Source organism: uncultured Ruegeria sp. (genome assembly GCF_947504215.1).
Taxonomy (GTDB): domain Bacteria; phylum Pseudomonadota; class Alphaproteobacteria; order Rhodobacterales; family Rhodobacteraceae; genus Ruegeria.
This window is the reverse complement of record NZ_CANNGO010000001.1, coordinates 803330-828747: the sequence shown is the minus strand read 5'-3', so window position 1 is coordinate 828747 and position 25418 is coordinate 803330. Positions and strand designations below refer to the sequence as shown.

At 56.4% G+C, this 25418-nt stretch carries 24 protein-coding genes; 12 read left to right on the top strand and 12 right to left on the bottom strand.

All coding sequences use genetic code 11. The features are described 5' to 3' along the window. Positions 1–4: 4 nt before the first annotated feature. From Q1B21_RS04065 to Q1B21_RS04035, 7 genes are read left to right on the top strand one after another with little or no spacing between them, the layout of a single operon-like run. Positions 5–1117 (top strand): ABC transporter ATP-binding protein, encoded by a 1113-nt coding sequence (locus Q1B21_RS04065; RefSeq protein ID WP_299886192.1) that lies wholly within the window; start codon positions 5–7, stop codon positions 1115–1117. Then, positions 1114–2604: a GMC oxidoreductase gene (locus Q1B21_RS04060; RefSeq protein ID WP_299886189.1), complete on the top strand. Its 1491-nt coding sequence runs from the start codon at positions 1114–1116 to the stop codon at positions 2602–2604. The genes Q1B21_RS04065 and Q1B21_RS04060 overlap by 4 nt, the downstream gene beginning before the upstream one ends. Next, complete coding sequence (locus Q1B21_RS04055) at positions 2601–3359, top strand: 3-ketoacyl-ACP reductase (protein ID WP_299886186.1); 759 nt, start codon at positions 2601–2603, stop codon at positions 3357–3359. The genes Q1B21_RS04060 and Q1B21_RS04055 overlap by 4 nt, the downstream gene beginning before the upstream one ends. 27 nt (positions 3360–3386) lie before the next feature. Next, positions 3387–4979, top strand: a complete 1593-nt coding sequence (locus tag Q1B21_RS04050; protein ID WP_299886183.1) for a GMC family oxidoreductase — start codon at positions 3387–3389, stop codon at positions 4977–4979. Then, positions 4976–5284: a Dabb family protein gene (locus Q1B21_RS04045; protein ID WP_299886180.1), complete on the top strand. Its 309-nt coding sequence runs from the start codon at positions 4976–4978 to the stop codon at positions 5282–5284. The genes Q1B21_RS04050 and Q1B21_RS04045 overlap by 4 nt, the downstream gene beginning before the upstream one ends. Positions 5285–5288: 4 nt before the next feature. Beyond that, positions 5289–6458 (top strand): dihydrodipicolinate synthase family protein, encoded by a 1170-nt coding sequence (locus Q1B21_RS04040; RefSeq protein ID WP_299886178.1) that lies wholly within the window; start codon positions 5289–5291, stop codon positions 6456–6458. A 5-nt stretch (positions 6459–6463) separates the two neighbouring features. Next, positions 6464–7477, top strand: a complete 1014-nt coding sequence (locus tag Q1B21_RS04035) for a LacI family DNA-binding transcriptional regulator (RefSeq protein WP_299886175.1) — start codon at positions 6464–6466, stop codon at positions 7475–7477. A 330-nt stretch (positions 7478–7807) separates the two neighbouring features. Here Q1B21_RS04035 and gph read toward each other — a convergent pair whose 3' ends face one another. Next, positions 7808–8470, bottom strand: a complete 663-nt coding sequence (gph, locus tag Q1B21_RS04030) for a phosphoglycolate phosphatase (RefSeq protein WP_299886172.1) — start codon at positions 8468–8470, stop codon at positions 7808–7810. A gap of 221 nt (positions 8471–8691) precedes the next feature. On the opposite strand from gph, the gene hemP reads away from it, so the two are divergent. Then, positions 8692–8859, top strand: a complete 168-nt coding sequence (hemP, locus tag Q1B21_RS04025) for a hemin uptake protein HemP (RefSeq protein ID WP_120631905.1) — start codon at positions 8692–8694, stop codon at positions 8857–8859. Continuing rightward, the gene (locus Q1B21_RS04020; RefSeq protein ID WP_299886168.1) at positions 8856–9332 is read left to right on the top strand and encodes a hypothetical protein; all 477 of its coding nucleotides are present in this window, start codon (positions 8856–8858) and stop codon (positions 9330–9332) included. Before hemP ends, Q1B21_RS04020 begins: the two co-directional genes overlap by 4 nt. A gap of 50 nt (positions 9333–9382) precedes the next feature. On the opposite strand, the gene Q1B21_RS04015 is transcribed toward Q1B21_RS04020, so the two are convergent. From Q1B21_RS04015 to Q1B21_RS03980, 8 genes are all read right to left on the bottom strand, one after another. Then, complete coding sequence (locus tag Q1B21_RS04015; RefSeq protein WP_299886165.1) at positions 9383–12448, bottom strand: aminotransferase class III-fold pyridoxal phosphate-dependent enzyme; 3066 nt, start codon at positions 12446–12448, stop codon at positions 9383–9385. 15 nt (positions 12449–12463) lie between these two features. Then, positions 12464–13336 carry an NAD(P)-dependent oxidoreductase gene (locus Q1B21_RS04010; RefSeq protein WP_299886162.1) on the bottom strand — a complete coding sequence of 291 codons (873 nt, stop codon included), beginning with the start codon at positions 13334–13336 and terminating at the stop codon, positions 12464–12466. 101 nt (positions 13337–13437) lie between these two features. Further along, positions 13438–13827, bottom strand: coding sequence for a Cu(I)-responsive transcriptional regulator (gene cueR / locus Q1B21_RS04005; protein ID WP_299886159.1), 390 nt, complete (start codon positions 13825–13827; stop codon positions 13438–13440). Beyond that, positions 13824–16301, bottom strand: coding sequence for a heavy metal translocating P-type ATPase (locus Q1B21_RS04000; protein ID WP_299886156.1), 2478 nt, complete (start codon positions 16299–16301; stop codon positions 13824–13826). The genes cueR and Q1B21_RS04000 overlap by 4 nt, the downstream gene beginning before the upstream one ends. 89 nt (positions 16302–16390) lie before the next feature. Continuing rightward, positions 16391–17149, bottom strand: a complete 759-nt coding sequence (locus Q1B21_RS03995; protein WP_299886153.1) for an SDR family oxidoreductase — start codon at positions 17147–17149, stop codon at positions 16391–16393. Continuing rightward, positions 17146–18078: an SDR family oxidoreductase gene (locus Q1B21_RS03990; protein ID WP_299886149.1), complete on the bottom strand. Its 933-nt coding sequence runs from the start codon at positions 18076–18078 to the stop codon at positions 17146–17148. Before Q1B21_RS03990 ends, Q1B21_RS03995 begins: the two co-directional genes overlap by 4 nt. After that, a complete protein-coding gene (locus Q1B21_RS03985) occupies positions 18075–18977 on the bottom strand; it encodes a bile acid:sodium symporter family protein (protein WP_299886146.1) in 903 nt (300 codons plus the stop codon). Before Q1B21_RS03985 ends, Q1B21_RS03990 begins: the two co-directional genes overlap by 4 nt. After that, on the bottom strand, positions 18974–20290 hold the full coding sequence (locus Q1B21_RS03980; RefSeq protein ID WP_299886144.1) for an NAD(P)-binding domain-containing protein: 1317 nt from the start codon (positions 20288–20290) through the stop codon (positions 18974–18976). Before Q1B21_RS03980 ends, Q1B21_RS03985 begins: the two co-directional genes overlap by 4 nt. Positions 20291–20355: 65 nt before the next feature. On the opposite strand from Q1B21_RS03980, the gene Q1B21_RS03975 reads away from it, so the two are divergent. Then, the gene (locus tag Q1B21_RS03975) at positions 20356–21018 is read left to right on the top strand and encodes a TetR/AcrR family transcriptional regulator (RefSeq protein ID WP_299886141.1); all 663 of its coding nucleotides are present in this window, start codon (positions 20356–20358) and stop codon (positions 21016–21018) included. 123 nt (positions 21019–21141) lie between these two features. On the opposite strand, the gene Q1B21_RS03970 is transcribed toward Q1B21_RS03975, so the two are convergent. Both Q1B21_RS03970 and Q1B21_RS03965 read right to left on the bottom strand, forming a co-directional pair. After that, entirely contained in the window at positions 21142–21762 is a 621-nt protein-coding gene (locus Q1B21_RS03970) for a pyridoxamine 5'-phosphate oxidase family protein (RefSeq protein WP_299886137.1), read from the bottom strand. Between the two features lie 11 nt (positions 21763–21773). Further along, a complete protein-coding gene (locus Q1B21_RS03965) occupies positions 21774–22238 on the bottom strand; it encodes a nuclear transport factor 2 family protein (RefSeq protein WP_299886134.1) in 465 nt (154 codons plus the stop codon). A 299-nt stretch (positions 22239–22537) separates the two neighbouring features. Between Q1B21_RS03965 and Q1B21_RS03960 the strand changes: the two genes are divergently transcribed. Then, positions 22538–23101, top strand: coding sequence for a TetR/AcrR family transcriptional regulator (locus Q1B21_RS03960; protein WP_299886131.1), 564 nt, complete (start codon positions 22538–22540; stop codon positions 23099–23101). Positions 23102–23255: 154 nt separating this feature from the next. Continuing rightward, entirely contained in the window at positions 23256–24413 is a 1158-nt protein-coding gene (locus Q1B21_RS03955; protein ID WP_299886128.1) for an acyl-CoA dehydrogenase family protein, read from the top strand. A 25-nt stretch (positions 24414–24438) separates the two neighbouring features. Here the strand turns inward: Q1B21_RS03955 and Q1B21_RS03950 are convergent, their stop codons facing one another. Next, positions 24439–25341 (bottom strand): LysR substrate-binding domain-containing protein, encoded by a 903-nt coding sequence (locus tag Q1B21_RS03950; protein ID WP_299886125.1) that lies wholly within the window; start codon positions 25339–25341, stop codon positions 24439–24441. Positions 25342–25418 lie beyond the last annotated feature (77 nt).

Genomic DNA, 25418 nt, shown 5'->3' with positions numbered 1-25418 from the left:
CCTTATGGGTTTTCTGGACATAGACAACGCGACCAAATCCTATGGCTCGGTCGAGGTTTTGCACAAGGTTGATATCTCGGTGGAGGAAGGTGAGTTTCTGGTTCTCGTCGGCCCATCCGGGTGCGGTAAGTCGACCTTGTTGAACATGATCGCCGGGCTGGAAGAGATCACCAGTGGTGAGGTTCGGATCAAGGACAAGGTGATGAACGGGGTCCACCCATCAAACCGCAACATCGCCATGGTGTTCCAAAGCTACGCGCTCTATCCGAATATGACGGTTGGACAGAACATCACGTTTGGTCTGGAAATGCATGGCGTTCCCAAAGCGGATCGCGACAAGGCCATGATCGAAGTCGCCCGTCTGCTTCAGATCGAACAATTGCTGGACCGTAAGCCCGGGCAGCTTTCTGGCGGTCAGCGTCAGCGGGTTGCAATGGGACGCGCGTTGGTGCGCGAACCTGACGTGTTCCTGTTTGACGAACCTCTGTCAAACCTCGATGCAAAACTGCGTGTGGATATGCGGACCGAGATCAAGAAGCTGCACCAAAATCTTGGCACTACCATTGTCTATGTAACGCATGACCAGATCGAAGCCATGACGCTGTCCAGCCGGATCGCTGTCATGAATGGCGGATACGTTCAGCAGCTTGGTACGCCACAGGATATCTACGACACCCCGGCCAATATCTTTGTGGCCACTTTCATGGGGTCGCCTGCAATGAACGTGTTGCCTGCGCGCGTAGAGGTGTTGAACGGTCGCCCGCATGCCGAAGTAGTGCTGCACGATGGATCGACGGCGCATTTGCCCTTTAGCCAGGACAATCTAGCGACGTGGGCCGGGCGTGACATCCTGCTGGGGGTTCGACCGGAAACGATTACCGATATGGATGGCGCCGACCGAAAGTCTTCGAACATTGCGAATATGACCAACCGTATCGTTGTGACCGAACCTGCGGGTTCAGACACGTTTGTGTCGATGCAATTGGGCGGGCGCGATGTCATCGCCCGGATGCGTTCGGATGCCGAGGTTGCGGCAGGTCAGGATTTCAACTTTGCCGTCAACATGGAAAAGGCAGTTGCCTTTGATCCTGAAAGCGAGATGCGGATCGTTCCGTGACACGTGCCGACGTCATAATCATTGGGTCCGGCATAGGCGGGGCGACATTGGCTGCGGTGCTTGCGCCGAGCGGGCGCCGAATCCTGATCCTTGAACGGGGCGAACGTCTGACCCCGTCATCTTGGGATCGAGATCCAAACGCGATATTCGCTGACGGGCGTTTTCGACCCGATGAGACATGGCAGGATGGCGAAGGTAAACTCTTCAGCCCGGGCAACTATTATTGTGTGGGCGGGAATTCCAAATTCTACGGTGCGGCGCTGATACGGTACCGGGCCGAGGATTTTGAACCGCGCCAACATATGGGCGGGCAATCACCCGGTTGGCCGATCCGATATGAAGAACTCGAGGCTGATTATCAGGCGGCCGAGACCCTTTACAATGTACGCGGTGTCACCAGCGAGGATCCAACCGAGCCGCCCCACAGCGGTGACTATCCATATCCTCCAGTTCCAGATGAGCCCGATATTGCGGATCTCAGACTTCGTCTGCAGCGCACTGGTCTGACCCCTTCGTCAGTCCCGCTCGGGGTCGATATCGACAGATGGCTGGCACACGGACAAACCACGTGGGATGCCTATCCGAACACCTGCGGTGGCAAGATGGATGCGGAAACCAATGCGCTGGCCCAAGCTTTGTTGCATTCAAATGTGGAACTGCAGACCGGTGCGGCTGTGCAGAGATTGATAACCAGTGATGAAGGTCGCGTTTCAGGCGTCGAAGTCGAAGGGCGAGGCACTTTTGAAGCCCCTTTGATTGCTCTGGCGGCCGGGGCAGTTCAATCCACAGTGTTGTTGCTCAAGTCCGCGAACGAAAATTGTCCAACTGGTCTTGCCAATCGGTCAGATCAGGTAGGCCGGAACTTCATGAACCACAATTGCTCGGCAGTGCTGGCTATTCACCCGCTGCGCCGAAACCGGTCCGTATATCAGAAGACTCTGATGTTTAACGACTATTACAACGCTGCCGGCAACGGAGTTCTGCCCTTGGGCAACATCCAGATGCTGGGCAAGATCACTGGTCCAATCCTTGCTTCACAAACCAACCTGCCGGGCCCCATCGCGGCGCTTATCGCCAATCGAAGTTTTGACTTCTACGCGATGTCCGAGGATTTACCGAACCGCGACAGCCGCGTGACCGTCGGAGGCCAGCAAATTTGTCTGGATTGGAAGCGTTCGAACTGGCAAGCGCACGAAGCACTGGTCGCGCGTTTAAAAAAGCACCTCCGTCAAGCCGGGTTTCCGATCGTTCTTTCTCGTCCGTTTGATCGGCGCACCCCGTCGCATCAGTGTGGCACGGCGCGTATGGGCACCGATCCGTCACTCAGCGTGGTCGACACCCATTGCCGCAGCCACGACCATCGGAACCTGTTCATTGTTGATGCGTCAGTCTTACCGACTTCGGCCGCCGTAAACCCGGCGCTGACCATCGCCGCCCTCGCTTTGCGAGCGGGTCGCCACATTATCGAAACGGAGTTTGCAGCATGAGCGGAACGGCTTTGGTCACCGGCGGGCAGAGAGGCATTGGTCTGGGCATTTCCCGTGCCCTGATCGCTGCCGGTTATAAGGTGGCATTGGCATCGCGCTCGGACACTGACACACCCGCGGTGAAGGCGGCATTGACCGAACTTGGCCCTGCCGCCATCCATGTGCAGCACGATGTGTCAGATATCGCTCATGTCCCAACGCTGTTGGATCAGGTCGAGGCTGAGTTGGGTCCGATCACTGCTTTGATCAACAACGCGGGCGTGGGTGCGCCCGTGCGCGGAGATATGCTGGATCTAACGACCGAGAACTGGGATTCCGTACAGAATATCAACCTGCGCGGGGCGTTCTTTCTGGCTCAGCACGTAGCGCGACGCATGGAGGCGCAGCCTCGGGACAGCTATCGGTCGATAACCTTTGTCACCTCTGTCAGCGCAACGATGGTGTCGATTGAACGCGCAGAATACTGCGTGTCCAAAGCGGCCGCCGCGATGATGGCGCAGCTTTTTGCCGTGCGTATGGCCCCGCTTGGCATTGGCGTCTTTGAGTTGCGCCCGGGCATTATTGCTACCGACATGACGGTAGGGGTGCGCGACAAATACACAGATCGGATCGAGGGTGGCCTTGTCCCGGCGGCGCGCTGGGGCGAGCCGAAGGATATCGGGGATGTCATCCTGCCGATTGTTGAAGGTCAGATGCAATTCGCCACCGGCGCCGTGATCCCAGTGGATGGCGGCCTGTCAATCTCGCGACTTTGAACACCAAGGATCTGAGGGCAAAACAGAATGTCTGAAGGGTATGATTTCATTGTGATTGGTGGCGGGTCGGCGGGCTCGGTCATTGCGGCGCGTTTGTCCGAAGACCCTTCGGCCAATGTACTGTTGCTCGAGGCCGGATCAACCGATCGGCACCCGTTTTTCCATCTGCCTGCCGGATTTGCCAAAATGACCAAAGGCATTGGCAGCTGGGGGTGGTCGACCGTTCCGCAGAAGCACATGCAAGATAAGATTTTCACCTATACCCAAGCCAAGGTGATTGGCGGCGGATCTGCGATCAACGCACAGATTTACACGCGCGGCGCCGCGCAGGACTACGATGACTGGCGACAGATGGGGTGCGACGGGTGGAGCTATGCCGACGTGCTGCCCTATTTCAAGAAATCTGAAGACAACGACACGTATGACAACACATTCCACGGAAGGGGCGGGCCTATGGGGGTTTCAATGCCTGCCGCACCCCTGCCGATTTGCGACGCCTACATTCAGGCGGCTGGACAGGTCGGAATTCCCGAAACACGTGACGTAAACGGCGAAAAACAGGACGGGGCCGGATATTACCAGCTGACCCAGCGAAATGCGCGTCGGTCGTCAGCTGCCATGGCGTTTATAGCTCCAAACCGGGGCCGTTCGAACCTCACCGTTCAGACTGGAGCCCAGGTCCGCCGCATCCTTGTGGATCGTGGCCGGACAACGGGCGTGGAGTTGATCAACGGTAAAAAATTCAGCGCATCGAATGAGGTCATCCTTTGTTCTGGCGCGATTGGCTCTCCACGTTTGTTGCAGTTGTCTGGGGTTGGCCCGGCGGATCATCTGGAAGACCTTGGCATCAAGACGGTCTTTGATCAGCCGCAAGTTGGTGAAAACCTGCAGGATCACCTAGATTTGTACTCGATTTGTGAGGTCTCGGGACCACACACGTACGACCGTTTTGCTAAGTTGCATCTCTCAGCCTTCGCCGGCCTGCAATACTTGTTCACCCGAAAAGGTCCTGTGGCCTCTAGCCTGTTTGAAACTGGAGGGTTCTGGTACGCCGATCCAGACGCGCGTTCGCCGGATCTTCAGATGCATCTGGGGCTTGGAACCGGTATCGAAGCGGGTGTCGAAGCGATGCCGAATGGAGGCGTAACCCTTAACGCTTGTTTCTTACGACCTCGATCGCGTGGCAGCGTTCGATTACAAAGTGCTGATCCCGCAGCGATGCCGTTGATCGACCCGAACTATCTGGTCGATCCGTATGATCGAGAGATGTCGATCCGCGGGCTGAAACTGGTCCAGAACATCCTCGCGCAAGATGCCTTGAAACCCTTCATCCTTGCCGAACGTTTGCCAGGGCCAGGTGTTCGCACTGAGCAAGAGTATTTCAACTTTATCTGCATGCATTCCAAGACGTCTCACCACTGTGCGGGCACTTGTCGGATGGGCGGCGATGCCGAAGCGGTTTTGGACTCGCGCCTGCGATTCAACGGGATCGAGGGACTTCGCGTCGCTGATGCTTCGATCATGCCAACGGTCAACTCATCAAACACAAACGCACCTACCATCATGATCGGTGAAAAAGCCGCTGACATGATCAAACAAGATCAGGGGTTAACACAATGATCCGCCATATCGTTCTAACCAAGTTTCGCCCGGATGTGACCGAGCAGGCCATATCGAAAATCTACGCAGGGCTATCTGATCTGTCCGAGACGCTGCCCGGGGCAGGTGGGTTTACCGGGGGTCGCAGCGAAAGCCCCGAACAGATTGAGCGTGGCTATATGCACGGGTTTGTCATTGATTTCGCTGATTGGTCCGCGCTTGAGGCATATGCGACCAACGAAACCCACAAGGCACTGGGCGGGCAGCTTGTCGAGAACGCAATAGGCGGGATCGACGGGATTTTGGTCCTGGATCTGGAGGTCTGAGGAGATGGCCCTGACCTTGCCAGGACTCGATGGCCAATTGGCACCGTACAAGTTGTCTGGAACACCGTTGGTGCCGCGCGCACCGAAAGTGCCCTTGACACGCACGGCATTCGCCGCTGCGCACGTGGTCTCGGACCCGCTGGCCGAGCGATACCCATGGGACGGACGTCCGGCTGTGGATTGGGATGCAACGCTACAGTTTAGGCAAGGGCTGTGGGATCAAGGGCTTGGCCTGGCAGAAGCAATGGATACGGCACAGCGTGGCATGGGTGTGGATTGGAACACTGCGTTAGAGTTGATCCAGCGCACCATGGTCGCCGCCAAATCTCATCCATTGTCTCCTAGGGTCGCATGTGGGGCAGGGACGGATCATATGCGTCTTGAAGACCTCAAAACCGCGAATAGTATTCTGTCAGCCTACCAGATGCAGGCAGAACAGATCGAGGCGGCAGGCGGACAGCTGATCCTGATGGCATCTCGCGCTTTTCCGGCAATCGAGGCTGGGCCAGATGTCTATCATCATGTCTATCGTTCATTGATTGATGGGGCGAAGGATCCTGTCATCCTGCATTGGTTGGGCGATGTGTTTGACCCTGCGCTGACCGGTTACTGGGGCAGTGCCGATGTCGAGAAGGCCAGTGACTTTGTTCTGTCTCTGATCACCGAAAACCCTGGCAAGGTTGACGGCATCAAGATCTCTTTGCTGGATCAGGCGCATGAAGAGGCGTTTCGCGCCCGCCTCCCGGACGGGGTTCGCCTGTATACTGGGGATGATTTCAACTACGCCGACCTAATTGCCGGGGATGGATCGAGGTATTCTCACGCCTTGTTGGGAATTTTCGCTGCAATTGCCCCGGCCGCAAGTCAAGCGCTTGAAGCGCTCGCCCAGAATGACATGGATCGTTACAACTCCTTGTTCGCACCAACCGTCCCTCTCAGTCGTGAGATTTTCAGGGCGCCAACTCGGTACTACAAGGCAGGGATTGCGTATTTGGCGTGGTTGAACGGCGCGCAATCTCATTTTGTTATGCCCGGTGGTTTCCAATCCAGCCGCGACATCTGCCACTATGCCGAAGTGTTCCGGCTTGCGGATCAGGCCGGATTGCTTCTGGATCCGGATATGGCCAAAAAGCGGATGATCACACTTTTGAACCTTCATGGGGTTGAGCAATAAGCTGAATGCGCAGACCGACGATCATAGATGTTGCAACCAAGGCGGGCGTTTCCAAATCTACGGTAAGCCTTGTTCTGCAGGGCAGTGAGCAGGTGAAGCCCGCGACGCGCCAATTGGTGCACACTGCGATGAAAGAGATCGGCTACGTCTACAACCGGTCTGCGGCAAATCTCAGATCTTCCGGTACTGCACTGATAGGGTTGGTCATCAACGACCTTAACAACCCGTTCTTCACAGAATTTGCTACGTCCCTGCAGATGGCCTTGGGATCTCGTGGATATGCCGTCGTTGTGGCAAACACGAATGAAGATACGGAAATCCAGGATCAGGTTATTGGTGCGATGCTGGAACATGGTGTGTCGGCGCTGATCCTATCGCCCGCTTATGGCGACGTGGCAAATTCGATTGCCGCGATCGAACGTTCTGGCGTGCCAACGATACAAGTGATGCGTCAGATCAGCAGTGACTACGCCAAGTTTCCGTTCCTGGCGCCTGACTATTTGACCGGTGGCCGTATGGCGACGCGGGTTCTTTTGCAAGCAGGAGCACGGCGTATTGCGTTTGTTGGCGGGCTCGAAGGTCGTCCTGTTACGCATGAACGTGTTTCAGGATATCTCGAGGTCATGGCCGAACAGGACCTTCCGCCCCTGGTTCTGACGGGCCGTAGCAGCCGTTCATTCGGTCAAACCACCGCAGCTTCTTTGTTTACAGACCATCCGGAATACGATGCGGCTGTGTGTTTTAACGATCTTGTCGCATTTGGAATGATCAATGCCTGTCACAAGGCCCAAAAAACCATTGGCGAAGAGTTTCAGATTATCGGCTGCGACGACATCAAAGAGGCCGCAGAATGCTGGCCTGCATTGTCCACAATTTGTTGCGGTGTCGATGACTTTGGTCGACAGGTTGCAGAAACCGTTTTGGATTGGCTGGAGAACTCCTTTGAGCCATCGGAGGTCAAACGCACGCAAGTGCGATTGATCGAGCGCGAAACTACAAAACCGGTTGGCTCTTCTTAGTTTATTTGGCTCGGATGCAATCCGAGGCCCTTGACCGATAGTCATTTCCTGTCAGCGGTTTTGTTCCCGCTTTCCGAGCCGTCGAGCCGCCGTTCCGCGTTTCAAGGCAAAGCACCAGCTGTTTTTGCGAATTGGGCAGGGCAACCCCGCTCAAAACCGGGAAAATAGTGGCCGTCTACGGGAATCCCCCAATTTCGCGCGCCAACAAGAGTCGGTAAACAAGACTCAACCACTAGGTCTTCCCAGACCACACCACTTTTCCCCGATGAGGGGTCGGCCTCTACCCCCTCGGTCGGCCCCTCAATAATTTTAAGGCCTTCCATTCAGTTTTTATTGCTCCTGAGACAGGCGCTCCACCAACGCTGGTAGTTCCGCTGCGGACCTATAGCTGACTTGGTTCGGGATCTCGGCAACAGGCGACTTTCGGTATCCTTCGGTAAACAACAAAAACGGTATCTCCGCACGAACTGAGGTTTCCGCATCGACTTCGCTGTCGCCGACGAACAGGCGTTTGTTATGGCGCGGAAGTGCTTCGAAACTTGCGATCAGGTGGGCCGGGTCGGGCTTTCGTGTGTTCAACGTGTCACCTCCCAGCACGACATCGAAGTATTGGGACAGATTCAGTGCATCCAAGACATGGCGGGCTGGTGCTTCCGGTTTGTTGGTGCAAACGCCCAAAACACAGCCGCTGGCCAGCAGGTAAGACAGGGCCTCTGGGACGCCTGGGTATAGCACGGTCGTGTCGCTGGCCGCAGCATTGTAGTGGGAAAGGGTGAGTTGGGTAAGTTCGTTGTGGCGGTCCATTGGCAGGCCGCAATGCTGAAGAACCCGTTCGACCAGCTTGGGCAGGCCGTTGCCGACGAATCGTTTGATAACGTCCAGCTGCAGAGGATCTCGGCCCGCGTCTGCCAGCATTCTGTTCGCTGCCCCGGCCAAGTCACCAATGCTGTCCACCAGCGTCCCATCGAGATCGAATACGATTGCTGTGTTCATTGAAAACCTGCCCATATCACGCGTTTTTCAAGACCTATCGCGCAATGAGATGCACCGCAATCATGCCGGTTTCAGGTTCTTTCGAACCGGCACTTGACATACCTTACTAAATTAATCAGATTAAACACAGGAACCATCAGCCAACCTGATTTTAGGTCAGCCAGATCGTTAGAAATGCGAACAGATTAGGCCGTTTGCCTTAAAACCTCTGGAGTTGTCCGATGAACGCGCAGACCCCAAACCCCAGCCAGTCCTATGCAGTCTCGATGCTTCCCGCGCATAAAGCTGAAGAGCTGACAAAAGGTGGCAACCTGGCCCATATCGAACTGGGCGATCAGCTTTACACACTGCGCATCACCCGGGCCGGCAAATTGATCCTCACAAAATGAGCGCACCTGCGTCTCGGGGTGGGGCGGCCGTTGGTCGCCTGTCTGACCTCAGCCCGGTCGAAGCCGGTGCCGTGATGTACCTGCGCCTTTGGAGCGAAGGTAAAAGCGGTCGCGCTGATGCCGCCAGCGATTTTGACATCGCGTTGGGTCGCGACCACGGACGAGCGGTGATGCTGACATTGGATCGTCTGTGCTCGCTTTGCGCCCATCATGGCCGCCGGCCATTGGTGCGTCACGGGCTGGGATGTGCGTGTCTCGGTGCAGATGAGAATTGTTTTGCCCAGATGATTGCAGCAGCGTCTGAGGGCGCGCGCGAAGACGCGATGATGATGGCGTCGCTGATTGTGCGCCCTGATTTCGCACCTGCATTGGCTTCGTTGTCGGAAGAGCTGGGGCTGGCGCTGCGTCGCATGACAGCCGCCGTGCCGATGCCAACAACAGGTCACAAAGTTCACTCGGCTGTATTGCACTAGATTGATATGCCTGACAGCGAAACCCTGGTGGAAGTCGGGGTTTTTTTGAGTCAGCAGCACCCACATCCTGCGTGATGATGATCATGGTCACACACAGGGGCAGGGGCAAATTCGCCAACTTCTGACAGGACCTCTCGCAAGGCCCAGAGTATCATGTCCACATCCTCGGCCTCGACGGTCAAAGGTGGACGGATTTTCAGGGTATTGTCTTTTGGACCTTCGCTGCCGATCAGGATACGGTGATCGCGCATTCTGTTCTTGACGTATTTGCAGATTTCAGTGCCCTCGGTTCCATCCGGGTTGACCAATTCCACACCCAGAAACAGACCCATCCCCCGCACATCGCCGACGCACCCGAATTGAGCTGCGATCTGGCGCAACCCGTCCATCAGACGTGATCCCATGTGTAGGGCGTTGTCCTGTAGACCTTCGTCATCGACGATATCCAGAACCTCTTTGCCGATCCGGCAAGACAGGGTTGAACCGCCGAAGGTCGAAAAAAACTCGATCCCGTTGTCAAAGCTTTCGGCGATCTCTCGGGTCGTCACCAGAACGCCCAATGGATGGCCGTTGCCGATGGGCTTGCCCAAGACCACGATATCCGGCACGGCGCCTTGGTGTTCAAAGCCAAAGTAGTGCTTTCCCAACCGTCCAAGGCCGGTTTGAACTTCGTCCGCGATGCAAACGCCGCCTGCGGCACGGATTTTTTCGTAAACGGCAGGCAGGTAACCTTTGGGCGGAATGATCTGCCCACCCACCGAGGGGAACGTTTCCGCGATAAAACCCGCAACCCCGTGCCCTTTTTTCTGCAGAGCGGTGATTGCCGGGTCCACCAAATCTGCGAATTTTTCAGCACGATCCGGATCATCCCGCTTGAAAGACCCGCGAAAATCATCGGCAACCTCGACCAGTTCAACCCAATCCGCCTGGCCGACGCCGCCTGGCTTGTTGAACTTATAGGCCGAGATGGCCACAGCCGCGTTGGTGTTGCCGTGATAGCCATGGTCTGGCGTCACGATCCCCTTAGCCCCGGTATGTGCACGCGCCAGTCTCAAGGCCAGTTCGTTGGCTTCGGTGCCGGAATTGACGAAAAAGCAAACCTCTAACTGACCTGGCAGTTTGGAGAGTATCTTGTCGGCGAATGCCGTCTGCGCCGGGTGTAGGTACCGCGTGTTCGAGTTCATCCGCTTCAACTGATCTGCCGCAACGGCTTGAATGCGCGGATGGGCATGGCCCACATGGGGGACGTTGTTGTAGGCGTCCAGATAGGGGCGGCCCCATTCGTCGAACAGGTGATGTTTCCATCCGCGAACCAGCATAACGGGGTCATCATAGGTCAGACTGAGGTTGCCGCCAAAATGGTCGTGTCGCCCTTGCAGGATCGCTTGCCTGTCTGTGGGGCGGTAGAACACCTTGTCATCTGGTAGGTTCAGCAGGGCTGCCGGATTGGGACAAACGGCATGCCACAATTCCATTTCGTCCGGGTCGCCGACGCCGGGCCAGTCGGCCTCCATCCCATCTGTTGTCAGTGCCAGTTGGAAATGCACATGCGGGGCCCAGCCGCCGTTTTGACCGGCATCGCCAAGACGGGCAAAGGCGGCACCCTGCGCCACCGGGTCACCGGGTTTTAGGCGGTCGCAAACCTCGGGGTCCAAATGACCGTAAAGCGTATAGAACGGATCACCTTCGGGTGTTTCATGATGGAGAATGACTACGCCGCCATAGTCGAGGTGGCTGTCCCGGTTTTCGAGCGCTTCGACCCGCGCGCTCATCGGCGCATGCAGGACGGTTCCGGCGGGTGCGAAGACATCCACAGCCAGATGCACTGTACGGCGGTCGGATGCTTTCCACGGCCCCTTTCTGAATCCGGGTTCGGTGTAGATCAGGCGGGGTTCGTTATAGTAACCAAGCCATAGGTCTTCGCCGAATTCTTCGCCAACCCTCGCGGCCTCTTCCAATGGCATGAGAAACGGGTTTTGCGGCCAAACCGAGTTTTCGACAGAAAGGGACCTCATTGGTACATCGCCCAGGTCCTGATCGAACATATGGGCAAAATGCCCCCTATGTTCCGACAGATAGGCGTGGATGCGTTCCGCCCCATCGGTGACAGGCAGCCCACACGCCGCGCGCAGCCGTGCCAGCATCAAGCCCCCATTGATCGAGGTGTTTTCCAAGAACCTCCATGCTGGGTTCTGAGAGATGGTGACATACGGATCATCCGGGTTTTCCATCGCCATCAGGGTGGAATTCACCACAGACACCGCCAGTCGCATCCGCAGCAATGGCCAGATCAGGTCAACCTCGGCCGGGCTCAGGCGATTGGCAGCGTTGTAGCCGCGGACCAAAGCGGTCAAGGCGCGCTCGGGTTTGGGATGATCCAGTACGATGTATGCCCCGGCAATGGCCAGATCACAGATACGCGGCGCCGCGCACATGTCGCCCAGATCGATCATGCCCGATACTGTTTGGCGCTGGCCCAACTCACCTTCGACCAGAATGTTGTAGTCATTGGCGTCGTTGTGAATGGCCTGTTTCGGCAGGGCGCTCAGCTGGCCCGCGATGCCATCAAATTCTATTGCGATTCCGGCCAGCAAAGCGCGCCGGTCAGGATTGGAAACCACCTCTAACTTGTCGGCGACCCAACCCGCCTGTGTCAGATCCCACTTGAAACCGACCCGATTAAGACTGTCATGTTCGAACTGCTCGAAAGCACGATCCGTTGCACCCAGAACGCGGCCGAGTTTAAGGATCAGTTCTTCGCTTTTGGGGGCGGCCTTGGCGTAGCACTGTCCGGGCAGGCGTTCCAGCAACCAGGCCAGCCTTTGCTCGCCAGTCTCGTCCTGAATGTCGACAAGCAACGCACCCTTCAGATCCGGCAACACTTTGGGAAATGGCAGTCCCGGAGCTTCAGTAGCGATGTGTTCGAGCGCTTTGATCTGCAAATCGACCAATTCACGCGCGCAGCCTGCCCGCATGACCTTGAGAACATAGTCCTGCCCATTTTTGGCCTGGACCAGGAAGTTCAGATCGTATTCGCCATCGAGGCGCGAGAGCTTGACCTCAAGCCCCCAATGCGTGCGCAACGCGTTAACCCAAAATGCAGTCAAATCGGCCATTTGTTCTTGGGTTCCCTAGTCCAGTGCCCGAAGCCGTTTGATTAGTGAGGATGTATCCCATCGACCACCGCCCAGCTTTTGAACATCCTTATAGAACTGATCGACCAAAGCGGTCACGGGCAGGGACGCTCCGGTCTCATTCGCGGTGTCCAGACAAATGCCCAGATCCTTGCGCATCCAGTCGACGGCAAAACCGTGGTCAAAATGGTCTTCCAGCATGGTTTCGTATCGGTTCGCCATCTGCCAGCTGCCTGCGGCACCTTGACTTATAACCTCGACAACTGCGCGGCCATCCAGCCCTGCTTTTTCGGCGAAATGCAGGGCTTCGCTGAGGCCCTGAACCAGCCCGGCGATAGCAATCTGGTTGCACATCTTCGTCATCTGTCCCGCGCCACTGTCGCCTATGCGTCGGCAGATCTTCGAATAGACCTGCATCACTGGTTCTGCCGCATCATAAGCCGATTGATCGCCGCCGCACATGATGGACAGCGCGCCATTTTCTGCCCCGGCCTGACCACCGGAAATCGGAGCATCGACGAATGCATTTCCTTGCGCTTTGGCCGCGTCATACAGCTCGCAGGTGACCTTGGCGGACACTGTTGTGTGGTCTACGAAAACAGCGCCCGCGCTCAACCCATGGAACGCGCCATCATCACCAGTACAGACGTTACGCAAATCGTCGTCATTGCCGACGCAAGCCATGACAAACTCGGCCCCATGAACGGCTTCCTTTGGTGTCTTGCCAAATGCGCCACCGTGTTCAGCCACCCAGGCCTCGGCCTTTGAGGTGGTACGGTTAAAAACGGTGACTTGGTGACCCGCGGCCTGTAGGTGGCCAGCCATGGGATAGCCCATGACGCCAAGGCCAAGGAAAGCAACTTTTGCCATTTGGTGATCCTCTCCGCTGACCGGTCCCTTCGCCTGCCGAGCAGCGGACCGGATTGTTCAGCAAAGACAAAGCAAAGCTGCGCCGAAAGGGCAACCCCGCGTTACGATTTGCCACCCAGATCGTGCAGGATCGGGCAATCTGGGCGGTCATCGCCTGCGCAGGCGTCGATCAGGTGGCCAAGCGTGTCGCGCATGGAATTCAGGTCCGCTATCTTGGCCTCGATCTGTGTAAGATGATCTCGCGCGATCCGTTTGACGTCGGCGCTGGCACGTGTTTCGTCTTCATAGAGGGCCAGCAAGGTGCGACAGTCTTCGATTGTGAACCCCAATGCACGGGCACGTCCCAAAAAGCTAAGCTTATGCACGTCCTGTTCGCGAAACCGACGATATCCGTTGTCGTCGCGCATCGGTTTGATCAGGTTGATATCCTCGTAATACCGGATGGTTTTGGCTGGAAGACCGGTGCGGTTTGAGACATCTCCGATATTCATGCATGGGCCTCCTTAGGTGTGGCTAACGTGGTTTCCGCTGCACTGGCGCGGACACGGCGCAGGCGCAGCGCGTTCGAGACGACAAAGACGCTCGACAATGCCATAGCGCCTGCCGCTAGTGCAGGCGACAAGAGGTGCCCTCCGAACGGGTACAAAACGCCGGCCGCCACCGGGATCAAAAGAATGTTGTAGCCAAACGCCCATCCCAGGTTCTGGCGGATGTTGCGCATAGTTCGGCGGCTCATTTCCATGGCATTTGTCACGCCGCGCAGATCGCCCGACATTAAAACGACGTCTGCTGTTTCGATCGCTACATCTGTACCGGTGCCGATCGCGATGCCTATGTCGGCAGCCGCTAGTGCTGGGGCGTCGTTGATGCCATCCCCAACGAATGCCAGCGTTCCATACTGATTTCGTAGCGTGTTTATCGCGTTCAATTTGCCGTCTGGCAGCACCTCGGCGGTGATATGATCGATCCCCAGCCGATCTGCTAGAGCTTGCGCTGTTCGTGCGTTGTCGCCGGTGACCATAGCCAAAGTAAGGCCCATCTCGTGTAACTGCGCCAGTGCTTCCGGGGTGCCCGGTTTGATCGGGTCCGAGACGGTTAGGCTTGCCGCGGCCTGACCATCAATCGCCACAAACAACGGGGTCGCCCCTTCTGCAGCGCGCGCGTTGGCCCCGGCCTGCAAATCCGAAATGTCGATGCCACTTTGCTCCATCAGCTTGTGCGATCCGATCAGGATTTCGCGGCCCTCAACCCGACCCCGAAGGCCCAAACCTGTCAGGGATTGAACCTCTGAGACATCGGGTAAATCAGATGGAACTGCGCGCGAAATGGCCGTTGCAATCGGATGCTCGGACCGCGCTTCAAGCGCGGCGGCCAAGGGTAAAACCTCTGCCTGTTCAAAACCGTTCGTTGTCACAATACCGTCCAGTTCAGGGCGACCCAGTGTCAGAGTTCCGGTCTTGTCCAGAGCAATCACCTTTGCCTGTTGCAATTGCTGCAACGCGTCACCTTTGCGGAAAAGAACACCCAGCTCTGCCGCGCGCCCTGTTCCAACCATGATCGATGTTGGTGTGGCCAACCCCATGGCGCAGGGGCAAGCGATGATCAGAACTGAAACACCGGCGACAAGGGCCAAAGGCAGCGTCGGGGACGGCCCAAAGATCAGCCATGCAAAAACCGTCAGTACGGCAATTGCGATGACAGCAGGGACAAAGCGATAGGTGATCCGGTCAACAAGCCCCTGAATCGGGAGCTTTGCGCCCTGCGCTTGTTCGACCATCCGTATGACCTGTGCCAGCACGGTATCCGCACCGATCCGGCTGGCCTGCACACGCAGCGCACCTGCGCCATTCACCGTACCTCCGACAACTTGATCCTTTGCGGATTTTCCGACTGGCACCGGTTCGCCCGTGATCATGCTTTCATCGACATAAGAAGTGCCGTCCAGAACCTCGGCGTCCACAGGCACACGCTCACCCGGCCGGATTTGCAGAATGTCTCCAACAGTAATTTCCGCGATTGGACGATCCACAGTGGTACCGTTTTGTTCGACCCGCGCGGTTTTAGGCTGCAATCCTACCAACTTGCGGATTGCCGCACCGGTCTTGCCCTTGGCGCGTGCCTCCAAAAGGCGACCCAACAGGATCAGAACGACGATGACCGCAGCGGCTTCGAAATACACATTCGCAGTGCCTTGGGGCAGCACTTGTGGCGCAAAAGTGGCTGTGACCGAATACAGATAGGCAGCACCAGTGCCCAAGGCGACCAGTGCATTCATATCCGGCGCGGCACGTATCAATGACGGGATGCCTTTCAAATAGAACACCCGCCCCGGCCCGATCAGCAGGGCAGATGTCAATGCAAACTGGATCAACTGGCTGGTTTGTGCGCCAAGGGTTGCGTGGACCCAATGGTGAAAAGCAGGGATCATATGACCGCCCATTTCCAGAATAATAACTGGCAGCGCCAGCACGGCGGCAACAATTGTTGTATGAGTCAGCTTTTGAATTTCTTCGGTTTTCGCGTCAGGTGTCGCTTCGTTACCTTGAATCGAACTCGGCCGCGCAGGGTAACCTAAGCCGGTTGGAACCTGGGACAGCGCCTCCGGGCTGGTTGATCCTTCGAGATAGGTAACCGTCGCACCTTCAGTCGCGAGGTTCACCTGAGCCGCAACAACTCCAGCAGCGGATTCTAACGCGCGCTCGATTTTGGATACGCAAGACGCGCAGCTCATTCCATCGATACGAAGTTCAACTTGCCGCGTCGCCGCCGGATATCCTGCGGTGTCCAAGGCTTTCGCAATGTCCAACATCGGGCCCGCGAAGGTGACTTGCGCTGTTTCGGACGCGAAATTGACCGATGCATCTTCGACGCTAGGTACTTCGCGCAACGCTGTTTCGACGCGACCAACACATGATGCGCATCCCATTCCGATAATGTTCAGCTGAACTGTTCGAACGTCTGACATCCGACTCATCCCGTAGTTTGTCTGCCTTTCACATGGGGCTTCCAGTGACGGGAAGGTCAAGGGGTCGGCTTGCGATTTTCTGGATTAAGTCAGGATCCACTGATCTTTCGTTCCATCAATCGCTGGTACAGCCGCGGAGAAATACGGTTGAGCCACCATGCGAGGCGCGCCACGCGACCCACAGGAATTGTTGGCTGCGATCTATCAAGGCCGCGCAAGATTATCTCAGCTGCCTCAGAGGGGCTCATTTCATCCATCCCGTCCCGCGCCGAACCCGGTCTGGCAGTGCCATCAGTCCGTGCTTCCGCGTTTCCTGTGTTGGTCGCCACAAAGGACGGGGCCGCGATGTGTACCGTCACACCATAGGATTTCTCTTCTGAACGGAGCGACTTGAAGAATCCTTCCAGCGCATGTTTGGAAGCCGCATATGCTGTACGATGATACAGCGGCGTGAACCCTGCGACGGATGACATCACCAGATGTGCGCCACCGGATTTTCGCACTTCGGGAAGTAACGCACGTGCCATTTCAACGGCCGCGAAATAGTTGATCTCGAACAGTTTGCGATGGCTGGCCTCATCGGATTGATCAAACCCGCAAATTTGGGTGATCCCGGCATTGTAGATGACCAGATCGATGCTATCGCTGGTGGCGATGATGTCAGAGACGGCGCTGCTCAATTGCTCAGGCTGCGTCAGGTCGCAGGCGATGGGCACTAGGTTCGGGGTGGGCGCAATGTCTGAGACGTTCAGGTCCAACACCACAACCCGCCAGCCACGTGTTAACAAGGCCTTGGACAGTGCCTGACCCAGCCCACCTGCGCCGCCCGATATCATAGCAGTTTTCATAGGTCAGCCTGCTGCTTCCAGAGGTCAAAAACCTCGGCGCTGGTTTTTTCGGGCGTATAGCCGAACTCTGACTTGAGCGCTGAATTGTCCAATACAGGTCGGTATTGCAGAAAGCGAACCTGCTCGGGCCCGTATTGCGACAAACCCAACGGCCGCGCCAACCATAATGACGTCTTTAGCGCCCATGCGGGTAACCGCAGAACTGGCTTTCCCATTGCTTTGGCAAGGTCAGTGATACCCAAAGCGCCGTCTCCGGTGACGTTGAAGATACCAGGCGGGCCATCTGTGGCGGCGCGCTTTAAGACGCGGGCCAGGTCACGGGTCCAGATAAAGACAAACGGGCTTTCACTCCCGAACACCGCCAGCAAGCGCGGTTTGCGGAACAGAGCGGTAATCTGGTTTTCGGTGCCCTCCCCCAGCACCGTGCCGACACGCAGAACAACCTGCTCCAGTTCCGGGGCGTACTTTCGTGTTTCGGCCAGCAATTCTTCAACCTGCCGTTTGTGGTTCGAATACGGAAATTCAGGATTTCCACGCAAAGGGTCGCACTCGCGTAGAGGCACTCGGCTATCTGCGTGATAACCGTATGCAGCACCAGAAGACGTGACCACCAAACGGCGCACGCCATTGGCGATGGCGGCATCTACAACGTTGCGCGTGCCCTCGACATCGACTGCATAAGCGGCCTCGCGTCCCATTTTGGGCGGTGGCGTAACGATCGAGGCCAGGTGAACAACGACATCAGGCTTGACCTCAGCAATGACCCGTGCGGGGTCCTCTGTGGTGACATCCATACGTAGGAAACTGATCATTCTGGGCATATCGTCCAGGCGATGTAAATCGGTGGCGAAGACCTCATGATCATGCAGTTCGGCTAAAAGAGCGCGCCCAACCATGCCTGAAGCGCCGGTGATGAGGATCCGGGTCATCGTGTGGCCTCGGTTTTGGACAGGACCGAGGCGAGCGCGAGGCCCGAGATGGCGTGCCATATCCCCCAGAACGCAGCGACCACGGCCATCCCGCCCAACCCATGAAAGAACGCAAAGATCAGAACTAAGCCAAGGCCCGAATTTTGAATGCCTGTTTCGATTGTGATTGCGCGTCGGTCAAAGGGGGACAAGCGGGTGATAGTGGCAGCAACCCAACCGCCGCCCAGAGCCAGAGCGTTGTGAAGGATCACAAGCCCTGCGACGGCTCCGGCGTAGCTTAGAAAGAACCCCCAGTTGGCAGCCAGAGCGAGTATGATGAAGGCGATGAAAATCCCCATCGACAGGTATTGCAGTGGCGCGCGCAGGCGCGCAGTCAGCGTTGGTTGGCGCTGATTCAATGTGACGCCCAGCACAAGCGGCAGAATCAGCATCAGCCCGACAATGATGGCGATCTGAACCGGGTCGATCTCGGTTTGCTGTAGGATCGAGCGGGTTGGGGGGTACAACCCACCCCACAAAGCGATGTTCAGCGGCGTTAGAAAGATCGCCCCAATCGTGGCAAATGCAGTCATGGACACAGACAGGGCGGCATTTCCACCTGCGCGATGCGTGATGAAGTTCGATATGTTACCACCCGGGCAAGCGGCCACGAGGATCAGACCCAATGCAATCGAAGGAGGCGGAGCCACTACCCAGACCATCGCAAAGGTCAGCGCGGGCAAAATGATGAACTGGGAAGCCAACCCAACGATAACCGGCTTCGGGGCCCGGCGCAGGCGATCGAAATCTCTAGGCGCCAGGTCAATGGCTATCGAGAACATGACAATCGCCAGGATTGCGTTCAGCAATGTCAGCGAACCCGGACTGAAATTCAGCGTAATCTCGTCAATACCACTCATCCGGTGGCTTTCCTGAGACGTGCGATCCAACCGGTAACCGCTTTGCGATAGGTGGCTTTGTCGACGTAATAGGCCATGCGGGCGAGGTTGAGGTAGTTCATGCCTCCGGTGGCGCGTCCGTAAGCCTGTTGTTTTTGCGCGGTCAGTTCGGAGGCCACAGGGCAATCATGTTGAAGGCCTTTGATGTACCGGGCAACCATCTCGGCCTGTTCATGCCGCCCCTGCCAGCCCAGCCCAGTGGCCTCGATCATCCCTAGAACAAATAGATCGTCCCGTTCAGGATGCATGGCATTGAGATAAAGGTGCGGAGCATCGCCTTGCCAGTTCAGAAGGTCTTTGTCGATGAAGGGGTAGTGCAGTTTGTACCCTGTTGCTGCAAGGATCATGTCGTAATCTTCGCGGCTGCCATCCTTGAAATGAACGGTCTTTCCTTCCAGCCGTTCAATGTCCGGTTGGATGCGCAGATCGCCGTGACCTGCGTGATACAGGACCAGTGAGTTCACGATTGGATGGCTCTCGTAGAGCTTGTAGTCGGGTTTCGGAAAGCCGTACTTCTGTGGGTCGCCAACAAACCAGCTGAGGATCAGACTGTCCACTTTGCGCTTCAGCCACATCGGCAGGCGGATCTTGCCGCCCATCGTGTCTGCGGGCTTGCCAAACACGTATTTTGGCACAAAGTAATATCCCCGTCGCATCGACAGATCACAGCACTGCGCATGGTGGATTGCATCCACCGCTATGTCGCAACCGGAGTTTCCTGCGCCCACGACAAGGACACGTTTGCCATCGAACTGGCTGGGATAGCGGTATTGCGACGCGTGGATCAACTCGCCGTCAAAGGTGCCGGGGAATGCGGGCATGTTGGGTTCTGACAGGGTGCCATTTGCAATCAGAACCCCGGCGAATTCGGCCTCGTGTTCACCATCCTGATCTCGCCAAGAGAGACGCCAGCCGTCGCCCGATTTACCGAGCGGCGAGATCTCGGTAACTTCGGCATTGAACAGATACTTATCACGCAATCCGTAGTGATCGGCGAAGTCCCTGAAGTAATCGCGCATTGCACTGTGTGAAGGGTATTCGGCGACCGCATCCTTCATCGGGAAGTCGGTGAATTCAGTCATCCGTTTGGATGAAATCAGGTGGGCGGATTCATACATCGTCGACCTGGGGGCGTCGATGTCCCACAGACCGCCGACATCCGAATGCAGATCGAACCCCTGAAAGGCGATACCCTGTTCTGTCAGCACTTTGGCCGCGGCCAAACCCATTGGGCCCGCCCCGATCAGGGCGAATGTGTCGCGCGTCTCCGTCATGAACCCTCCCCAAGTTCGTGACGCTTAACTTGAACGATCGACCAAAATAAGGCAAGATGAATTTCATGACGATCAAAAGTGCTGAAAAACCAAGGCAAAGAGCGCCTTCCAAGCGGTCCCTGCAGACCAAGGCACGCATTTTGGACGCGGCGGAATCCATTTTTGCCGAACGAGGATTCGAAGGGGCTTCGATCCGGGATATCGCTGCTAAGGCGGGCGTTCAGATTGGGTTGGTGCATCACCACGGCGGCGGTAAGGAAGAACTATTTTATCGCACAGTTGCCCGCCGCGCGAACTCACTGGCTCACCGTAGGATCGAGGCGCTGGAAATTGAAAAAGCAAAGGGTGCGCTATCACTGCGGGCCATTTTGGATTGTTTTATCCGCCCCTATGTGATGCTTGCACAAACGGGAGGACCGGGATGGTTAGCCTATGGGCGTCTGGTCGCCCATGTCTCGGTCGATCCGCGCTGGCGCGAAATTGCGGCCGAGTGTTTTGACCCAACTGCGCACCGTTTTATTGCTGAGATTGCGGCGCTTTATCCCGATACTGATCCAGCGCTATTGGCCAGCGGACAGGTCTATTCGGTTTCAGCGATGCTTGCACATCTCAATAGTGCGTGGCGCGTCGAGGCATTGGCGCAAGGCGGAGATTTGACCGATGTCGATCATCTGATCGAATTCTGCGCCGCGGGCATCGAAGCAATGGTAAAGGCTGCGCGGACTTGATTGGGGGATGTTTTGTAACTTCCGTGACGCCAAAACTGATCAAAGAAAAGCCAACCTAGGCGCAATAAGGCGTTTGCTGCCTGAACTCACGTTTGGAAAAGGTTCTTGTGACGGCTGAGGACCTCAACCTGAATTGGCGACTTCCTGTTTCAACCGCTCGTTTTCTGCCTTTAGCTCGGCCAGCTGCCGCCCCAGCGTGTTCAAATGCGGGCGCAGCTCAGCCTCGGTAAACCGGGGCGTGATGTGGCGAGGGCAGTTCCAGTCCAGTGCCTCAACGCGAATTATCACGGCACGCTCTGCGGGGGCCTCGGACCCATCTGGATACAGGCTGGCCGCCGCATCTTCGCCTTCGGTGAATTCAACCCGACCGAGGATTTTGAGGCGGCGCTGATTGGCATAATCCATCAGGATCAGCGCAATACGGTCATTGCCGTCCAAGTTCCCGCGCGAGATATATTGTTTGTTGCCCGAGAAATCCGCGTAGCCGATGGATTGCGGCCCCAACACTTTCAGGAACCCGGTGGGGCCACCGCGATACTGCACATAGGGCCACCCGGTTTCGGACACCGTGGATTGATAGAACCCATCCCGTGCCTCGATGAACGCTTTTTCTGCGTCTCCGATCAGATGTCCCTGCTGCGGTCCGCTTTCGATGAATTTCGCGTAGGTTTTTGCTGACCCCATTCGTTCCTGATGGGCGCGAACGGTGGGGGTGAAGGTCAGTTCAGAAAAGGCACGTGGCATCACAAATCCTCCTAAAGTCCAAGATCGGACAACCCGGGGTGATCATCGGGGCGTTGGCCGAGCGGCCAGTGAAACAACCGCTGATCTTCTGATATGCGAAGGTCATTCAGCGAAGCGTGGCGATGCGACATTCTTCCATCTGCAGCAAACGCCCAGTTTTCATTTCCATAAGAACGGAACCATTGTCCGCTGTCATCATGCCATTCATAGGCATAGCGGACAGCGATACGGTGGCCTGAAAAAGCCCAAAGCTCTTTGATTAGCCGGTAGTCCAGCTCTTTGTGCCATTTGCGGGTCAAAAAGGCATGGATGTCAGTATGGCCCGACAGGAACTCAGCCCGGTTCCGCCATTGGCTGTCGTCTGTGTATGCCGGCGTTACAATATCCGCATCTCGGCTGTTCCATGCGTTTTCCGCCATCCGAACCTTTTGAGTGGCGGTTTCCTGACTGAAGGGTGGTAGAGGGGGTCGGCCCATTTTTTTGTCTTTCAGGTCAGTGCGGCGGCAATAAGGGCAAGTGTCAACATGAAGGGGACGTATTGCGGGGAAAATGGGCTGGCATGGCGTTTCATTGGGTAAATCCTAAGGTGTACAGATCGGTAAACTATATTGACAATGTACAGATCGGTAACCTTTTTCAAGCAAAAAACAGGCAAGATGCGAAAGTGCAGTAACGTCCGTAACGTACTGCATTGATAAAATGTATTAAATATCGTGATGTTGCGCCCGATGGTTCGATTATATATGTACAGATCGGTACATATAGGAGCCGAATCATGCGTCCAAACAAGAGGGATGAGCTGGTCAGAAAGGCCCTGCAGGTCTTTTACAGAGACGGGTTTCACGCCACCGGCATGGACAAGCTTGTTGTGGAAACTGGTGTGTCCAAAACCTCCATGTACAAGCATTTCCGCACCAAGGAAGACCTGATCCTGGCGGCTCTGCGACTGCGGGATGAGAGCTTTCGCAATTGGCTGCTGCGTCGGATCGAAGAGGTGGCGGATACACCTGCTGAACAACTGATCGCCAGCTTTGATGCGCTGAGAGAATGGTTCGAGGAGGACGGCTTTCGCGGATGCATGTTCATCAAAGCAGGGGCCGAGTATCAGGATGCCGACCACCCGATTCATGTGCAAGCTGCTGAACACAAGCGCCTGCTGTTGGAGCATTTCACCCGATTGGCGCGCGACGCTGGGGTAGACGATCCGGCAAAGCTGGCCAGTCAGATCGTCTTGTTGCAAGAGGGCGCGATCGTGTCTGCTGTACTTTTGAAGAACACCAGCCCCGCCAAAGATGCAAAAGAGGCTGCGCAACAACTGCTCAAGATTGCGCAGGGCTGATCGCCTGAATTTTCCGGTTTTGCGCACTGTGAAAATCCCGACATAGGCAGCTGCGAACGTTGCGTTGCGCCGGTTTGCGACGCGGCGTCACACGGATTGGCAGAGGGCTTCGCAAAATATAGCCTTTCTGTAACCACTGATCGGAGAGTTTGAGATGTCGCTGTTTTCCTCCACCGCCGCATGGGTCACTGACGAACACCGGATGTTTGCTGAAATGGCAGGCAGATTCATGGATGATGAGCTTAGCCCAAATGTCGAAACCTGGGCCGCCAACGGCGTCGTTGATCGTGAGTTCTGGAAAAAAGCAGGCGACACCGGCCTGATGGCGGGGGCGATCGCCGAGGAATACGGCGGTGTCGGTGGCGGAATGGGATTCGATTCAGTCACCATCTACGAACAGGCCGCGCGTGGGGATGCAGGGTGGGGGTACGGTATCCAATCCATTGTCACCCATTACATCACCGCCTATGGCAGCGAAGATCAAAAACGGAAATGGCTGCCCAAGCTGGCCTCGGGCGAGATGGTTGGCGCACTTGCGATGACCGAACCCGGTACAGGGTCAGATGTGCAAGCCGTTCGGACGACAGCTGAGAAGGATGGGAATTCCTATCGTATCAACGGATCCAAGATCTTCATTACCAATGGACAGACTGCGGACCTGATAATCATTGCGGCCAAAACAGACAAATCCCTCGGGGCCAAAGGCGTATCGCTGGTTGCCGTGGAAACCGACGGGGCCGATGGTTTTCGCCGCGGGCGCAACCTCAAAAAACTTGGAATGAAGGGCAACGACACCGCCGAGCTGTTCTTTGAAGACGTCAAGGTTCCCATGACCAACCTTTTGGGGCCCGAAGAAGGTCAGGGGTTCTATCAACTGATGAAGCAACTGCCTTGGGAGCGTTTGACCATTGGCCTGATGGCGCTGGGCGCAATCGACTTTGCCATCGCTGAGACGGTGAAATACGTTCAGGAGAGGAAAGCATTCGGTCAGCGTGTCATGGATTTCCAGAACACGCGGTTCAAGCTGGCTGAATGCAAGACCAAGGCCGAAGTGCTGCGCAGCTTTGTTAATGATTGCATCGGCAAGCTTGAGGCAGGCGAGTTGGATGCCGCCACCGCATCAATGGTCAAATACTGGGGCTCAGAGGTGCAGAATGAAATTATGCACGAATGTCTGCAGTTGTTTGGTGGCTATGGGTTCATGATGGAGTACCCGATTGCCCGGTTGTATGCGGACGCGCGGGTACAGATGATCTATGGCGGCACCAACGAAGTCATGAAAGAGCTGATCGCGCGATCTCTGGACGTGTAGTGGCGAAAGGGCGGTCTTCTGCCTGTCAGCTATGTTTAGGTGCCTGGTCAAGTTGCGTTTGTAGCCACTTGCGGAAGGATTTCAATGGCTCTGACTCGGCCTTTCCCTTTGGCCAGACCAGATAATAATCGCCCAGGCTAACCTCGGGCCCGTCCCAGGCCTGCGCGAGGCGGCCATTCTTCAGGTCTTCGGCCACTAGATAGCTGGGAAGCAGCCCGACGCCTAAACCATGAATAGTTGCTTGAATCATGGTAGAAAACTGATCGAACACCATGCCCTGCAATCCCTTGATCGGATGACCTTGCGCGGTGAACCACCGTTCCCACCCGTCGGGTCGTGTTTCGATGTGCAGCAGGGGGGCATTGGTCAGCCAGTCGATGCTTTCTGCGCGTTCCGGTAGCAACGTCGGGGCGCAAACCGGCAAGACCTCTTCATGCATGATCTGCATGTAGTTCACCCCGCTCCAGTTTTGTTGGCCAAAATGGAAAGCGGCGTCAAAGGGCTCGGTGTCGAAATCGAACCGCCGCAGGCGCGTGTTCAGGTTTACTGTCACTTCCGGGTGGCGGCGGGCGAAGTCCTGAAGCTTTGGGGCCAGCCAGTGCATACCAAAGGCGGGAAGGATCGACAGGTGTAGCGATCCGCCGGTCGGGTTTGCCTTTAGCTTTAAGGATGCCTGCGCCAGTTGGTGCAAGGATGCCCGCGCTGTCTGAACATAGTCTTTGGCGGCAGGCGTCAGGTTCAGCCGCATCTGGGTGCGCTGGATCAACTCGACCCCCAGCTGTTCTTCCATCGCCTTGAGTTGCCGACTAATGGCGCTTTGGGTCAGCGACAACTCCTCGGCTGCTGCCGAGGCGCTGCCGAGACGGTCTACAGCCTCTAATGCCAACAGCGACGAAATCGATGGTAGAAAGCGGCGGGGCGCGATCATATGATAAATCCTCATACCTTTGCGTCTGAATATCACTGGAGTTTTACCGGGGCCAGCGAGATACAGGAATTGTGTGA